This is a genomic window from Collinsella sp. CLA-AA-H302, from assembly GCF_040093305.1.
In the GTDB taxonomy this organism is placed as follows: Bacteria; Actinomycetota; Coriobacteriia; order Coriobacteriales; family Coriobacteriaceae; genus Collinsella.
In genome coordinates this window covers 50,784-65,587 of sequence record NZ_JBBNJW010000001.1, presented here as the reverse complement: position 1 = coordinate 65,587, position 14,804 = coordinate 50,784, and the positions used below count along the sequence as shown (strand labels likewise).

Genomic DNA, 14,804 nt, shown 5'->3' with positions numbered 1-14,804 from the left:
ATGAAACGCGTGCGTCTTGATGACGAACTGATTTCACAGGGCATCTGCGCCGATCGCGCGGATGCCCTTCGCACTCTTATGGCCGGCTTGGTCTCGAGTGGCGGTGAGCGTTTGACTTCGCCGGGCCTTAAGGTGATCCCGGGCCTGCCGCTGCACGTGAAGGGGCGTATTCCCTATGTTGGCCGCGGCGGTCTTAAGCTCGAAGGCGCGCTCGATGCGTTTGGCATCAATCCGACGGGCCTTGCCTGTCTGGATGTGGGCTGCTCTACCGGCGGCTTTACTGATTGCCTGCTCAAGCGCGGAGCTGCGACCGTTGTCTCGGTGGACGTGGGCCGTGCCCAGTTCGATTGGTCGCTGCGTCAGGACGATCGCGTGTCGCTGCATGAGCGCACAAACGTGACGCAGCTGCCTGAGCTTGGTTATGCCGCCGCCATCGACCTGGCTGTGTGCGATGTCTCGTTTACCAGCATCGCGAATATCATCGACGCCGTGCTGGCGTGCCTGAAGCCTTCGGGTTCGTTCTGCACGCTCGTAAAGCCCCAGTTTGAGGCGCCGGCTGCGCTGGTGGGCGAGGGCGGTATCGTGACCGACCCCGCCGTCCGCCGCGATACGCTCGTGGCGGCGATTGAGCTTTTTGCCGCCAAGGGCCTGTTCCCGCTTGACGTGTGCGTGTCGCCCATCCATGGCGCTAAGGGCAACGTTGAGTTTTTCTTGTACGGCACAAGGTTTGTCCCCGGGGAGCGCGCCGACGATGAGCTGCAATCCCAGGTATCGGCTTTGAGCGAGAAAGCTGCAACGCTATGAAGGTCTTTCTGGTTCCCAATTACTACAAGCAAGAGGCGGTCGAGAGCGGCTTGATGCTCGAGCTTTGGCTTTCGCGCCAGGGCTACGAGGTCGCATGGGCTGCCGACCAGCGATCGAAGATTCAAAGCACGCCTGATATTGATGGCTCAGATCTGGTCATTACGCTCGGCGGCGACGGTACGTTGCTGCGCGCTGCCCGCATCCTCAACCATCGCGAGATTCCTATCCTTGGTCTTTCCTATGGTCACCTGGGCTTTTTAACTGCTGCGAGCCCCGAAGAGCGCGACATTCTGCAGGTCGTGAGCGATGCCCTGTCCGGCGAGCTCCACGTGAGCCGCCGCGCCACCATCGCCGCGGATATCGTGTCCGTGCGCGAAGACGGCACGAAGGATGTCGTGCGCACGTTTGCCCTCAACGATATGGCACTTACGCGCGGACCCCTGTCCGATATGGTTGAGTTTGACATCACGGTTTCCGGCCACCATATCGATCGCTTGCGTGGCGATGGCGTGGTCGTGTCCACGGCGACTGGTTCTACGGGGTACGCGCTGAGTGCCGGTGGCCCTATCGTCAGCCCCGATTACACGGGTATGGTCTGTGTGCCCATCGCTCCGCATACCATTCAGGCTCGCGCATTTTTGACCTCGCCGAGTGATGTCGTCGAGATCTTTATGTCCGATGATCGCCCGAGCGTGCCGGCGATTGCCATTGACGGACAGTTTATTACCTGCGATGGCACGGTCGAGAGCGTGGCCGTGCGCCGTGGTCCCGGCGATGTGCTGCTGCTGGATTACGGCCCCGAGAGCTTCTATAACTCGGTGAGCCGCGTGTTCTACGGAGTTCGCCATGATCGATGAGCTGCAGGTTTCAAACATTGCGCTCATTCGCGAGGCGACGCTGGTACCCAGCGCGGGCCTAACTGTCCTGACCGGCGAGACCGGCGCCGGCAAGACTGCGCTGCTCTCGGCGCTTAAGCTCATTTTGGGCGAGCGCGCGGATTCTTCGACCGTGCGCGAGGGCGAGGCGCTTGCGAGCGTCGAGGCGCGCTTGTTCGATGGCCCGCACGACACGGAGGGCTTCACCGTGCAGCGCAGCCTTTCTGCCGAGGGCCGCAGCCGCGTCAAGATTGATGGTCGCATTGCCAGCGTGCGCGAGCTTTCCGAGCGCGTCGGCGTGATGATGGATCTGTGCGGCCAGCATGAACATCAGCGCCTGCTCGATTCGGCGCATCATGTCGCCATGGTTGATGCCTGGGCTGGTCGCCCTGCGCTCGAAGCGCTGGAAAAGTACCGTGCTTGCTTCAAGGTGTCGCGTGCGGCTGCCAAGGAGGTCCGTCGCGTAGAGGAGGCGTCGCGTGCGCAGGGGAGTCGCGTCGAGGAGGCGCGCTTCGCGCTCGAGCGTATCGCCGAGGTCGACCCCAAGCCGGGCGAGTACGAGGAGCTCGAGGAGCTGCTGCCGCGCTCGGAGCATGCCGAAGTGCTGGTAGCGACGGCCAACGATGCCCATGCCTCCCTTGCTGCCGAAGGGGGAGCACTCGATGCCGTGAACGGCGCTGTGGCAGAGCTGTCGCGCATGGCGACTGTCGATCGCAAGCTGGGCAACATCGCCGATGCCCTTTCGGATGCCTGTATTTCGCTTGAGGATTGCGCCCACGAGCTGCGTGCTTATCGCGATGGCGTTGCGTTCGATCCTCGCGAGCTCGCTCGCATGCGCGAGCGGTATTCCGACCTCAAGGGCCTGCTGCGTCAGTGGGGTCCCACCATGGACGACGTGTTTGCCATGCGCGATCGCTCGCAGGAGCTGTTGTCGTTGGTTGACGATGGCGATGAGCAGATCAAGAAGGCGCGCGAAGCGCTTTGCGCGGCGGAGCGCGAACTGTTCGCCGCCGCCAAGGCGCTTAAGCGTGCGCGCAATACCGCTGCTCCGCGTTTTTGTCACGAGGTGGGTCGTCAGATGGCACGCCTGGAAATGGGCAGCGCCGAACTCGTCTGGGAGTCGCGTGATCTTCCGCGTGCCGAGTGGACGTCGGCGGGCCCTTCGAGCTACGAGCTTCTGTATCGCAGCGGCGCCGGCCTCACACCGCGCCCTCTGCGCCGCATCGCCTCGGGCGGCGAGCTCAGTCGCGTTATGCTGGCGAGCAAGGTGGTCTTGGGTAATGCTGACGGCGTCGACACACTGGTATTTGACGAGGTCGATGCCGGTGTCGGTGGTTCTACGGCTCGTGCTCTTGCTGGTGTGCTGGCCGATCTCTCCGCTACGTATCAGGTGATTGTCGTAACCCACTTGGCGCAGGTCGCCGTCATGGCCGACAAGCATTATGTTGTCAGCAAGGAGCCGGGCGATGTTCCCCAGACGCATTTGGACGAGGTAACCGGCGAAGCGCGTACCGCCGAGATCGCCCGCATGCTGAGCGGCGATCAGTCCGAGGCAAGCCTGGCGCACGCCAGGCAGATGCTTGCGGAGGCGCGTGCCTAGGCCGAGCCGCCACATGCATGTCCAACCCGGCCGCCACGAAACGGGTCCATCTACTACGTTTGGTAGGGCATCGGCAACCACGCCAAGAATTGCAAAAAGAAAACCGCAGGTAGAACGCCTGCGGTTTTCTCTATTTTGGGTGTATGGGTGGCGGTTGCGGTTAAAACGTAGTAGATGGGCGTGTTTCGTGACGAGAGGCGTCTATCGGCTCCCCAATTTACCTACTCAACGACCTTATCCGGCTGGATGAGCTCCTCGTAGTAGCTAATGTGCTCTCGGGCGTCCTCGATTTCGGGCAGCAGGAAGTTGTAGATGACCTCGATGATCATCGTGGCGCTGATCTTGGAGAACGCAAAGTCGCCCGTGGTGAGCAGTGCCTCGTGGTTCACGGTATTAAAGGTGTAGTCGGCAAGGCGGGCAAGCGGAGACTTGCTGTCGCTGCTGATGACGACAACGGTGGCGCCGCAGCCGCGAGCCGCTTTTGCCATGCGATTCAGTCGACGCGATTTGCCGGAGTTCGAGATCAGCACGATGACGTCCCCAGGGCGCAACGTGAGTGCAAAACCAATCGAGGTCTCGCTGATGGTGCTTGCCATGCAGCGAAGGCCCAGCTGCGAAAACTTAAACGTCGCATCGAGCGCGACGGCGTTGGTGTTGCCGACGGCAGCAAATTCAATGACCCCTGCGTTCTTAAACGCGTGCACAACAGCTGTCAACGTGTCGTGATCAATGCCATCGATGGTCGCATTGAGCTCACTGACCTTGGCGGCGAGGATATTCTTGAGGCTCTGTTCCATATGGTCGAGCGAGACCTCGTCGGTCAGTCCCTCATTGCGCTGGCTCTCCAGATCGCGTGCCAGCGAAAACTGAAAACTGCGGAAGCTGCCAAACCCCAGCTTGCGGCAGAAGCGCGAGACGGTAGCCTCGGAGGTTGCGGCAGCGCGTGAAAGCTGGGCGGCCGTCAGGCGCGGTGCCTCGGACTGGTGCTCTAGAATATAGTCGACAATGCGCTGCTCGGACTCGCTGTATCCCTTGTGCGTGCTTATAAGGGAGAGTGCGCTCTTGCTGCTATCGGACATGGATGACTCCTGTTTGGCATGAACAACTGGCTTGTTGTGCATCGATATAGTATACGGGCATTTTCAATTAGAAGATACACCTTGCCGTTTCAATAGGTGATGGTAAACTTTCATCTACCGTTTACGGTAATGAAAGAACCTTTCACCGGAGAAATGGGCTGTATTGCTTCTCATTTAAGTGGTGGCTTGGTATCTTTCAGGTGTGGAAAAGCGCGCAAGGACGCGCGTGTAGGGGAGCGCCTGCGGGCGCAGTACTCAAGAAGGAGGGACACATGGCTAAGTTTGACATCATCGCCGCTACCGGTTGCCCGACCGGCATCGCGCACACCTTCATGGCGAAGGAGGCGCTGGAGAAGGCAGCTGCCGAGCGAGGTCTGACCATTAAGGTTGAGACCCATGGCCAGGTCGGTGTCGAGAACGAGCTCACCAAGAGCGAGATCGCTGGTGCCAAGGCCGTCGTCGTCGCAGCCGATAAGGATGTCCAGGCTGAGCGTTTCGCCGGCAAGCCCATGGTTTCCGTTGGTGTTTCCAAGGCCCTGTCCGTTGAGGCCGCCGGTAAGCTGATTGACCGCGCGCTTGCCGCCAAGGGCGACAGCACGGTTGCAGCCGCTGCCGATGTCGAGGACGAGGTCGAGGAGAAGGAGTCCATCGGCCACGTCATCTACAAGCACCTTATGAACGGCGTCAGCCATATGCTGGTCTTTGTCGTTGCCGGTGGTGTCCTGACCGCTGTTTCGTTCCTGTGGGGCATCACGTCCTTCGATTCGACGGCTGCCGACTACAACAGCTTTGCTGCGATGCTCAAGATCATCGGCGGCATTGCCATGAACCTCATGGTTCCGGTGCTTTCCGCCTACATCGCCGAGTCCATCGGTAAGCGCCCGGCGCTCGTCCCCGGTTTTGTTGCCGGTATGATCGCCATCCAGGGCCTGCCTGTTAACGCCGAGACCGGCATGATCGACGCCGGTGGCGCCGGCGTGGGCTTCGGCTTCCTGGGCGGCATCGTCGGCGGCTTCCTCGCCGGTTATGTCATCCTGCTGCTCGAGAAGGTCTTTGCCGGTCTGCCCAAGAACCTGGACGGCCTCAAGGCTATCTTCTTGTATCCGCTGTTCTCGACGGCTATCGTCGGCCTGGTCATGCTCGGCATTTCCGGCCCCATGGCTGCCATCAACACCGCCATGATGGACTTCCTCAAGGGCCTGTCCGCCTCTGGCGCCGTTGTCCTGGGTCTTGCCATCGGCTGCATGTGCGCCTTTGACATGGGTGGCCCGGTCAACAAGGCTGCCTACGTCACCGGTACTGCTATGCTCACCGAGGCACTGGCTGCTGGCGTTGGCACCGATACCTACAACTTCGGCACCAACTTCATGGCTGCCGTTTCTGCCGCCTGCATCGTTCCGCCGCTAATCACCACCTTCGCCGTCGTTGTCGGCAAGAAGTACTTCAGCCAGGAGGATCACGACGCCGGTGTCGTCAATCTCATCCTTGGTTGCACCCACATCACCGAGGGCGCCATCCCGTTCATGACCAAGAACATCTGGCCCGTCATGCCCATCATGATGCTCGGTTCCTCTATCGCTTCGATCCTGACCATTATGTTCAACGTTCACGATCCGGCGCCTCACGGTGGCTTCCTGGTCCTGCCCGTTGTCGAGAACGGTCCGCTGTGGGTCCTCGCGATCCTCATCGGCGCCGTGGTCGGTGGCATCCTGTTCGTGGCCTTCAAGAAGTACGACTTCGAGAAGAATCAGAAGGCCGCTCCTGCAGCCAAGCCGGTTGAGGCCCCCAAGGCCGCTGCCGTCGAAGCCCCCAAGGCCGAGGCTGTCGACTTTGTGAAGGTCGAGAATGTTTTTGTCGCCGAGGACTTCGCTTCTCGTGACGAGGCTCTGAGCTTCGTCTCCAACCAGGCTGTCAAGGCCGGTATCGCCAGCGACGCCGACGCCGTGATGAACGCCTTCCTGGCTCGCGAGTCCGAGGGCACCACGGGTATGATGGAGGGCTTCGCCATCCCGCATGCCAAGTCCGACGCCATTGCCGAGGCTGCCGTCATCGTCGTTAAGGACGAGTCCGGCGTGACCGGTTGGGATACCATGGACGGCGCTCCCGTCAACGTGGCCATCGCTCTGCTCATCCCGGGTGCACAGGCTGGCACCACGCACCTCAAGATCCTGTCCAAGGTCGCCGAGGCGCTCATGGACCAGGACTTCCGTGCCACCGTCAAGGGTTCCACCGACGCCGCCGAGATTGCCAAGACGATCAACGCCCGCCTGGTCTAATTCCACAGTACGCGAATAACATCGCCCCCTGTAACAAAGGCGAGGACTCCCTTCGGGTCCTCGCCTTTTTTCATGCCAACCGGCACCTAGGGACGTTCCCTTCCTGCCGTCACCCCGGGACACTCCTTAGTCCCCCACAGGGCATAGATAGCCCTCATCGACTGAGTCACCCACGCGAACAATAATTCGGCCAGAATTCCTTTTGCACGATATTTCTTGGTCGGAAGCATGTTCCCGCAGCTCGCCTGCCGGGCGGGGCGGTTAAGTTTGTCGCGAGTTCCGCGCTCAAAGGAAAGCACTTAATGTGCTTTCCGTCTTGCGCAGGACTGTAGAGCAGCAAACTTAACCGCCCCGCCCGGCAGGCGAGCGGACTGCGAACGACATCTGTCCAACAATTCGTGCGAAACACAATGAAAAACCGTTTGATGTGAGTTAATATAAACAACGTCGTGAATCTGACTCCTGCCACATGCATGACAGGGGTTAAACACAAAAAAGGAGTCAATTATGGTTTCTGAGAAGGCTACCCTCGTTAATCCTCAGGGTCTGCACATGCGTCCGGCTGGTCTGTTCGCCTCCACCATGGGCAAGTACGCCTGTGACGTGACGGTCGTCACCCCCGAGAAGGAGGTCAACGGTAAGTCCCCGATGGCCCTCATGGCTGCTGGTATCCCCTGCGGCACCGAGGTCGAGGTCAAGTGCGACGGTGCCGACGAGGCCGAGGCTCTGGCTGCTGCCATCGAGCTCATCAAGAGCGGTCTTGGCGAGTAGAACTCAAACGGGTCGCATGTTGAACAACTAAGTTCATATTTGGGGGCGCAGTGACCTGTTTTTAGGTAGCTGCGCTCTTTTGTCATGGATATGGCAAAACGCTTTATCACATGACACGGAGAGAGGAATGGGAATGTATCAGGGAGTCAACGCTTCCGAGGGCATCGGTATCGGCACCGTCATGGTTGCCGTCGATCCCGACTTGACGTTTGAGCCGCACGAGGTTGCTGATTCGGCAGCAGAGAAGGAGCGCTATCAGACCGCACTTTCGGTCTTCTGCGAGAAGACCCAGGCTCAGGCCGACCACATGAAGGAGACGGTGGGCGAGGCCGAGGCCGAGATCATGAGCGGACACATTGTCCTGGCTCAGGATCCGGGCATGACCGACGCCATCAACGCCGCCATTGACGGCGGCACCTGCGCCGAGCAGGCACTCATGGACACCTCGACCATGTTCGAGAACATGTTCCTGTCCATGGACGACGAGATGTTCCGTCTGCGCGCGGCCGACATCGCCGACATCCGCACCGGTATTCTGGCCGAGCTGCTGGGCAAGGAGGTTGTCGACCTCTCCGTCCTGCCCGAGAACACCGTCGTTGTCGTGCACGACCTCACGCCGTCCATGACCGCCACGATCGATAAGGCCCACGTTGCCGGTATCGTCACCGAGACCGGTGGCCGCACGTCGCACTCCGCGATCATTGCGCGCGCCCTCGAGATCCCGGCTGTCCTTTCGGTTTCCAACAGCTGCACCGCACTGCGCAACGGCATGACCGTTGTCGTCGACGGTGGCAAGGGTATCGTCGAGGCCGATCCCGACGAGGATACGCTCGCTGCCTACACCGCCAAGGCCGAGGCCTTCGCTGCCGAGAAGGCAGCCCTCGAGGCCTTCCGCGGCAAGCCTTCTGTGACTGCCGACGGCATCAAGAAGATCATCGCCTGCAACATCGGCAACCCCGATGACGTGCCCAACGCTCTCGATCATGACGCCGAGGCTATCGGCCTGTTCCGTTCCGAGTTCCTGTTCATGGACTCTGCTGAGCTTCCTTCCGAGGAAGAGCAGTTTAACGCCTACCGCAAGGTCGCCAGCGCGCTCAAGGGCGCTCCGGTCATCATCCGCACGCTCGATGTGGGCGGCGACAAGGAGATCCCGTACCTGCATATGGTCAAGGAAGATAACCCCTTCATGGGCTTCCGCGCCGTGCGTTACTGCCTGGCCAATCCCGACCAGTACAAGGTCCAGCTCCGCGCTCTGCTGCGCGCCAGCGCCTTTGGTGACGTCAAGATCATGATCCCGCTCGTCACTTGCGTCGAGGAGGTCTTGGCTGTCAAGGAGCTCGTCGAGCAGTGCAAGGCCGAGCTGACCGAAGAGGGCCGCAAGTTCAACGAGAACATCGAGGTCGGCATTATGGTCGAGACGCCTGCCGCCTCGCTGCTCGCTGACCGCCTGGCCGAGGTCGCCGACTTCTTCTCCATCGGCACCAACGACCTGATCGGCTACACCATGTGCGCCGACCGTGGCAACGACACCATCTCCAACCTGTACCAGGTGTACTATCCCGCTGTCCTTCGCTCGCTCAAGAACATCATCGAGAGCGGCGTAAAGGCCGGCATCATGGTCGGCATGTGCGGCGAGGCCGCTGCCGATCCGCTGCTTGAGCCGCTGCTGATCAGCTGGGGCCTGGAGGAGTTCTCGATGAGCGCTCCGTCGATCCTGCGCGCCCGCAAGACCATCAGCCAGTGGACCAAGGCCGAGTGCGACGAGCTCGCCGAGAAGGCGCTCGCCTGCAACACCGCCGCCGAGGTCAAGGCGCTGCTCGAGTCCGCAGCTCGCTAATTTGGTATCAGAGGTAACCGCGTGGCTGGAATGGGCCGGCCACGCGGCCCTCACATATACAGGGGGTACTGTAAATGTTCTACACGCTAACCGCTAACCCGGCTGTCGATATGACGGTTTCGAGCTCTCCGCTCGAGCCCGACGAGAACGTCCGCACCGGCTCGGCCAGCTACACGGCTAACGGCAAGGGCCTCGACGTGTCCTTCGCCTTTAAGAAGATGGGCGTCGACACCGTCGCTCTCGGCTTCTTCGCTGGCTTCACGGGCAAGTTTATCGTCGAGGAGGTCATGAACCTGGGTTGCCTGTGCCGCCCGGTCTGGACCGACGGTATCACGCGCATCAACACCTACGTCAACGATGGCCAACACGAGTACGGCATCCTGAACCCGGGTGCTCCGATCACGCCGCAGCACCAGGAGGAGCTCTACAACATCCTGGACACCGCGGGCGACCTTGAGTGCCTGATCGTCTCCGGCTCCGTGCCTCCCAAAGCTACGCCCGACTTCCTGGCTCAGGTCATGGAGCACGCTCAGGCCCGTGGCGCCGACGTCGTCCTGGATCTGTCCTCCGACAAGCTCAAGGAGCTCGCTCACAAGAAGCCGCTGCTCATCAAGCCGAACCATCACGAGATGAAGGCTATCTTCGGCGTGCCGGTCGATACCGACGACGAGGTCCGCGTTGCCATGAAGCTGGCTCACGAGGCCGGTGTCCAGAACGTGCTGCTCACCCGTGGTAGCCGTGGCGACGCCTACTTCTCCAACGGCGAGGACATCTGGTATGCCAAGCGTGAGTTCAACATCAAGCTGGTCTCTTCCGTCTGCGCTGGCGACTGCACCCTCGCTGCGTTCCTGCACAAGTGGTACAGGGATCGCGACAACGTCGAGGAGGCCATGAAGCTCGCTATGGCCACCGGCGCCAACGTTGCCGAGTCCGTCGGCATCGGCGACTTCGGTCACGTCGATGAGTACAGCAAGCGCGTTGCTGTCCGCAAGCTCGATCGTCAGTAATCGAAACGCGACATATTCGTTCGCATGCGGCGCCCCGGTTTCGACCGGGGCGCCTTTTTTGTTCCGCCATGGTTGAGAGGTGTCCTGCCTTACTTCATCGCTTCCACACCGTTCACCGAGTTGTTGTAGCCTTTTTTCGATGTGTGGAATATACTTTCATTAGCACGTTGCTTCGTGAAAGGAACATTCATGATTTATACGCTCACTGCAAATCCCGCCATTGACTACAACATCGCCTGCGACGGCCTTTCGGCCAACACCGTCACCCGCACGCGCAACGCCGTCTACACACCCAACGGTAAGGGCCTCAACGTCTCGTTTACGCTTGACCACTACGGTGTCGACACCACGATCCTGGGCTTCTTCGCCGGCTTCTCGGGCGAGTTTATCGTCAAGGGCGCCGAGGCCCTGGGCGTGCCCGTCAAGCCCGTGTGGACCGACGGCATCACGCGCGTTAACGTGTTCCTCAATGCCGGCCCCGACACCGAGTACAACATGGTCAACGCAGGCGCCGCCATCAATGCGGCTAACGAGCAGGAGATGTTTGAGCTCATCGATTCGCTCGATGACATGACCTGCCTGGTTATCAGCGGCTCGCTGCCCCCCAACACCTCCGAGGGCTTCCTGGCAGAGGTCCTGCGTCGCGTGAAGGCGAAGGGCGCCGAGTTCGTGCTCGACATCTCGAGCCATCAGCTGGCAGACCTCATTGCCATGGAGCCGCTGCTGATTAAGCCCAATGACGACGAGCTGCTCGACATCTTTGGCATTAAGGTGAGTGGTGGCGACGATGAGTCCGTTAAGGTTGCTATGGCCGAACTGCACGCCAAGGGCGCCAAGAATGTGCTGCTGACGCTCGGCGGTGCCGGTGCATACTTCTCCAACGGCGAGCACATCTGGTTTGCCAACCGCACCTTTGACGTCAAGCTGCTGTCGACCGTCTGCGCGGGCGACTCCTCGCTTGCCGCCTTCCTGTCCGTGTGGCACGACGCCCCCGAGCGCGTCGAGGATGCCCTCCGCCTTTCGATGGCCACCGGCGCCAACGTGGTCGAGTGCCCGGGCCTGGGCGATTTTGCCAAGGTCGATGAGTACCAGAAGGGTATCGCAATCCGTCAGGTTTGCTAGTTCCGGCACATTGCCTGAATAGTTCGATAATTTCGCATCCGTCTTAGACAAAGACGGATGCGTTTTTGTTTATCGGACTTGCGTGTGCAGTGGAGGCTGTTTCTTGCTAGACTTCTTGCAGACGCAATCGATAGCCAATTTGATAGTCGCAGGAGGCCATAGGCATGTGCAATGTTTCGCTCAACGGTACGCAGCCGACCGATGCCTCCATCCGTGTCCTGCGTGCGCTCGAGGCGGCCGGCCTTGAGGCTTGGTACGTAGGCGGTTGGGTACGTGATGCCCTGATGGGGCGTCCCAGCCACGATGTGGACATGTGTTGCAGCGGCCTATGGCAGGAGTCCAAAGCGGCGCTCGAGGCAGCGGATATCGCCGTGGTTGAATCAGGCATTAAATTCGGTGGCATTACGGCTATTTGCGACGGCGAGCGCATTGAGGTCACCACCTACCGCCTGGACGGCTTCTATACCGACGGTCGTCATCCCCAGAGTGTGGAGCGCGCGGCGTCGCTCGAGGACGACCTGGCGCGTCGCGACTTTACCGTTAACGCCATGGCTTGGCATCCCCAGCGCGGCCTTGTCGACCGTTACGACGGTCAGGGCGACCTGGAGCGTAAGCTCATCCGCGCTGTTGGAGATCCCAAGCGTCGCTTTAACGAGGATGCACTTCGCATGCTGCGCGCGGTGCGCTTTGCCTGCCGTCTAGACTTTATGATTGAACCCGCGACCAAACAGGCTTTGGCCGAATGTGCGCCGTTGCTCGATGTCGTGGCGCGCGAGCGTGTGGGCATTGAGCTTGAGGGCATCCTTTCGACCGGCCACGGGGGAGACGCCATGCTGCGCTACCCCGAGCTCATCTGCGCCGCCGTGCCCGAGCTTGCGCCGGCACGCGGCTTTGACCAGCGAAGCGTCTATCATGCCTTTAATGTCTACGAACATATCGCCCGTGTGTTGACGGTGGCGGGGGAGTTGGCGCTGTGTGATGGCGTGACGCCTTCGCCGAGTTTGATGTGGGCTGCGTTTTTGCATGATGTCTCCAAGCCCGACTGTTTCACGGTCGACCATGCCGGTAGCGGACACTTCTACGGTCATCCCGAACTCGGCTCCAAGAAGGCGCGCGCTATTATGGATCGCCTGGCGCTCTCGCACGATCTGATCCGTGACGTCTGCCTGCTCATCAAGTATCACGACAAGCCGCTGCGCCCCGATCGTTCCTGTTTGGTCAACATGATGCGCTTGCTTTCGGGTGAGGGCGTCGATACGCCGCGTCTGATTGACGAGCTCATGGATCTTAAGCGTGCCGATACGCTCGGCAAGGCCCCGTCGTGTTTCTATTACGTCGAGACGATCGAAGAGATGCGCTCACTCGCCCATGATTTGTTGGAGGCGGGGGAGCCCTATTCGCTCAAGTTGCTTGCTATCAACGGCGGCGACCTGATTCGTGCCGGTGTGAAGCCGGGGCCCGAGCTAGGCCAGCTACTCAACGCCGCCCTCGACGCCGTTATCGAGGACAACATCCCCAACGACCGCGAAGCTCTCCTGACTCATCTCCACCTAGGAGAGCTAAAATAGCCCCGTCCCATATTTGCTACCTTGTTGACCTGCGCGTTCCATAACCTCCCGACAAAATTTCTTCAATTTGGAATTTCTTCTTGCGCTGATGTTTTTTGTCCCGTAATATATGTCCTCGCAGCACGGCAGTGCAGATGTCATGTGGCCCGTTCGTCTAGCGGTTTAGGACGCCGCCCTCTCAAGGCGGAGATCACCAGTTCGAATCTGGTACGGGCTACCACTTCTTCTATCTGCTAAGGCTTTGGCCCGTTCGTCTAGCGGTTTAGGACGCCGCCCTCTCAAGGCGGAGATCACCAGTTCGAATCTGGTACGGGCTACCACGCATCTAATACCCGGTCTTTCCACGGAAAGCCGGGTTTTTTATTATCAAACAACTGTCTGTCATTCCCGTTTGAACAAGAGCTTTGCGTTCTGCTTATGGCCCTTACGGGTACAATAACCAAGATATTTTGACTGTTAGAAGGAGTCTCATGACGGAGTCCTCTCAGCATACGTCCAAGCCCCAGGTCGAGGTTGAGGCCTCGGGCGGCGATGACAATATGAGCGCACGCCGCGGCGCCATCTTTATCGGCGTTGTGCTGGTGGGCTATATCGTCTATCTGGTGGTAACCGGGCAGATGGGGCAGTTCTGGGCCGCTATGTCTAGCGTCCAGGCGCCCTGGCTCGTTGTCGCGTGTCTTTGCATGTTCATGTATCTGTTCTTTGGCATTGTGGCCTATGCGATCGCCGTCTGGCTCGACCCCAATTCACCCGTCGGCATCCGCGACCTCATTTCGGTCGAGGCGAGCGGCATCTTTTTTGGCAATCTGACGCCCATGATGATGGGGTCTACGCCTGCCCAGATCTACCGCCTGACCAAAGCGGGCCAAAACGTGGGCGAAGCGGGTGCCACGCAGTTCACCCGATTTATTGTGTATCAGTTTGGCCTTGTTGCCTGGGGCGCTATCCTCCTGCTTGCTCGCATGCCGTTTTTTGCCGAGCGCTATGGCGACATGACGCTGCTGTGCGTCTTTAGCTTTGGCGGACACTTCTGCATCCTGCTCGGCATCTTCGCCATCGCGCTTATGCCTAAGACCGTCACGCGCGTCGCCCATTGCATCATCAATTGGCTCGAGCGCATAGGTGTCTCGGCCACTAGGATCGAGGGATGGCGCACGTTTGTCGATGGCGAGATCTACTCCTTCTCCGAGAAGTTCAAGCTTTCTGCCGGACATTTTTCTTCCATGCTGCTCACCGTGTTTATCACCATGCTGCAGCTCGCGTTTTTCTATCTTGTGCCGTATTTCCTGATGCTTGCCTTTGGCCACCACGAGGTCGACTTTTTCTCGGTCATGGCCGCGAGCGCCTTTGTTCAGCTCCTGAGCTCTGCTGTTCCCCTGCCCGGTGGCACCGGCGGTGCCGAGGGCGGCTTCGCGCTGTTCCTGGGTCATTTCTTTGGGTCGGCTTCGACCGCCGGCTATCTGCTGTGGCGACTCATTACGTTTATCGCGCCGACCATTTTGGCTGCGCCCTTGCTGGGCCTTAAGAGCGCGCACAACGAGAGCATCCATGCGCGCTGGGATCGCGTGATGCGCAAGCTCGGCCGCACGCCTCAGACGCCCTCTGCGCCCACTAAGTCGCACCCCATGATTTCTGTTACCGTTGATCCCAAGAAGCACGCTCAGAAGGCTTCTGGGGCCGCTAAGCCGGCTCATAAAGTCTATGTGCGACAGACGGGCGAGGGTATCCGTGTATCTCCGTCGGCACTCAATAAGAAGAAGCACCCTAAGTCGCAGTAGGGCAGTCGTGCGTTCTTCATGATGCGGGGCATATTTGTGCTGTATGGGGGATAATCCTCTTACGTAGATTATCTCTCATCTGTTGAT

General features: G+C 59.9%; 11 protein-coding genes and 2 tRNA genes. 12 read left to right on the top strand and 1 reads right to left on the bottom strand.

Going from position 1 to position 14,804, the window contains the following annotated elements; all coding sequences use genetic code 11:
• The 3 genes from AAAV21_RS00260 to AAAV21_RS00250 are packed head-to-tail and all read left to right on the top strand — an operon-like array spanning nucleotide 1 to nucleotide 3,279.
• Nucleotides 1–804: a TlyA family RNA methyltransferase gene (locus AAAV21_RS00260; protein WP_349106902.1), complete on the top strand. Its 804-nt coding sequence runs from the start codon at nucleotides 1–3 to the stop codon at nucleotides 802–804.
• Nucleotides 801–1,661, top strand: coding sequence for an NAD(+)/NADH kinase (locus AAAV21_RS00255; RefSeq protein ID WP_055250448.1), 861 nt, complete (start codon nucleotides 801–803; stop codon nucleotides 1,659–1,661). Before AAAV21_RS00260 ends, AAAV21_RS00255 begins: the two co-directional genes overlap by 4 nt.
• Entirely contained in the window at nucleotides 1,651–3,279 is a 1,629-nt protein-coding gene (locus AAAV21_RS00250) for a DNA repair protein RecN (protein ID WP_349106555.1), read from the top strand. The genes AAAV21_RS00255 and AAAV21_RS00250 overlap by 11 nt, the downstream gene beginning before the upstream one ends.
• 221 nt (nucleotides 3,280–3,500) lie before the next feature.
• Here AAAV21_RS00250 and AAAV21_RS00245 read toward each other — a convergent pair whose 3' ends face one another.
• On the bottom strand, nucleotides 3,501–4,358 hold the full coding sequence (locus AAAV21_RS00245; RefSeq protein ID WP_349106552.1) for a MurR/RpiR family transcriptional regulator: 858 nt from the start codon (nucleotides 4,356–4,358) through the stop codon (nucleotides 3,501–3,503).
• Between the two features lie 272 nt (nucleotides 4,359–4,630).
• On the opposite strand from AAAV21_RS00245, the gene AAAV21_RS00240 reads away from it, so the two are divergent.
• The 9 genes from AAAV21_RS00240 to AAAV21_RS00200 all read left to right on the top strand — a co-directional run bounded on the left by AAAV21_RS00240 (nucleotide 4,631) and on the right by AAAV21_RS00200 (nucleotide 14,717).
• On the top strand, nucleotides 4,631–6,634 hold the full coding sequence (locus tag AAAV21_RS00240; protein WP_349106550.1) for a fructose-specific PTS transporter subunit EIIC: 2,004 nt from the start codon (nucleotides 4,631–4,633) through the stop codon (nucleotides 6,632–6,634).
• Between the two features lie 507 nt (nucleotides 6,635–7,141).
• On the top strand, nucleotides 7,142–7,405 hold the full coding sequence (locus AAAV21_RS00235) for an HPr family phosphocarrier protein (RefSeq protein WP_022094575.1): 264 nt from the start codon (nucleotides 7,142–7,144) through the stop codon (nucleotides 7,403–7,405).
• A 133-nt stretch (nucleotides 7,406–7,538) separates the two neighbouring features.
• Nucleotides 7,539–9,242 (top strand): phosphoenolpyruvate--protein phosphotransferase, encoded by a 1,704-nt coding sequence (ptsP, locus tag AAAV21_RS00230; RefSeq protein ID WP_349106547.1) that lies wholly within the window; start codon nucleotides 7,539–7,541, stop codon nucleotides 9,240–9,242.
• Nucleotides 9,243–9,316: 74 nt separating this feature from the next.
• Entirely contained in the window at nucleotides 9,317–10,249 is a 933-nt protein-coding gene (locus tag AAAV21_RS00225; protein ID WP_099431686.1) for a 1-phosphofructokinase family hexose kinase, read from the top strand.
• Between the two features lie 189 nt (nucleotides 10,250–10,438).
• Entirely contained in the window at nucleotides 10,439–11,371 is a 933-nt protein-coding gene (locus tag AAAV21_RS00220) for a hexose kinase (RefSeq protein ID WP_349106544.1), read from the top strand.
• A 164-nt stretch (nucleotides 11,372–11,535) separates the two neighbouring features.
• Nucleotides 11,536–12,939 carry an HD domain-containing protein gene (locus AAAV21_RS00215; RefSeq protein ID WP_349106542.1) on the top strand — a complete coding sequence of 468 codons (1,404 nt, stop codon included), beginning with the start codon at nucleotides 11,536–11,538 and terminating at the stop codon, nucleotides 12,937–12,939.
• 143 nt (nucleotides 12,940–13,082) lie between these two features.
• Nucleotides 13,083–13,159, top strand: a tRNA-Glu gene (locus AAAV21_RS00210).
• Nucleotides 13,160–13,182: 23 nt separating this feature from the next.
• Nucleotides 13,183–13,259: transfer RNA gene (locus AAAV21_RS00205), tRNA-Glu, on the top strand.
• Between the two features lie 150 nt (nucleotides 13,260–13,409).
• On the top strand, nucleotides 13,410–14,717 hold the full coding sequence (locus tag AAAV21_RS00200; RefSeq protein WP_349106540.1) for a lysylphosphatidylglycerol synthase transmembrane domain-containing protein: 1,308 nt from the start codon (nucleotides 13,410–13,412) through the stop codon (nucleotides 14,715–14,717).
• The last annotated feature ends 87 nt before the right edge of the window (nucleotides 14,718–14,804 follow it).

Bases quoted from the DNA above. Each gene is read 5' to 3' on its own strand.
- AAAV21_RS00260 (WP_349106902.1), top strand. From the start codon at position 1: ATGAAACGCGTGCGTCTTGATGACGAACTGATTTCACAGGGCATCTGC.
- AAAV21_RS00255 (WP_055250448.1), top strand. From the start codon at position 801: ATGAAGGTCTTTCTGGTTCCCAATTACTACAAGCAAGAGGCGGTCGAG.
- AAAV21_RS00250 (WP_349106555.1), top strand. From the start codon at position 1,651: ATGATCGATGAGCTGCAGGTTTCAAACATTGCGCTCATTCGCGAGGCG.
- AAAV21_RS00245 (WP_349106552.1), bottom strand. From the start codon at position 4,358: ATGTCCGATAGCAGCAAGAGCGCACTCTCCCTTATAAGCACGCACAAG.
- AAAV21_RS00240 (WP_349106550.1), top strand. From the start codon at position 4,631: ATGGCTAAGTTTGACATCATCGCCGCTACCGGTTGCCCGACCGGCATC.
- AAAV21_RS00235 (WP_022094575.1), top strand. From the start codon at position 7,142: ATGGTTTCTGAGAAGGCTACCCTCGTTAATCCTCAGGGTCTGCACATG.
- ptsP (WP_349106547.1), top strand. From the start codon at position 7,539: ATGTATCAGGGAGTCAACGCTTCCGAGGGCATCGGTATCGGCACCGTC.
- AAAV21_RS00225 (WP_099431686.1), top strand. From the start codon at position 9,317: ATGTTCTACACGCTAACCGCTAACCCGGCTGTCGATATGACGGTTTCG.
- AAAV21_RS00220 (WP_349106544.1), top strand. From the start codon at position 10,439: ATGATTTATACGCTCACTGCAAATCCCGCCATTGACTACAACATCGCC.
- AAAV21_RS00215 (WP_349106542.1), top strand. From the start codon at position 11,536: ATGTGCAATGTTTCGCTCAACGGTACGCAGCCGACCGATGCCTCCATC.
- AAAV21_RS00200 (WP_349106540.1), top strand. From the start codon at position 13,410: ATGACGGAGTCCTCTCAGCATACGTCCAAGCCCCAGGTCGAGGTTGAG.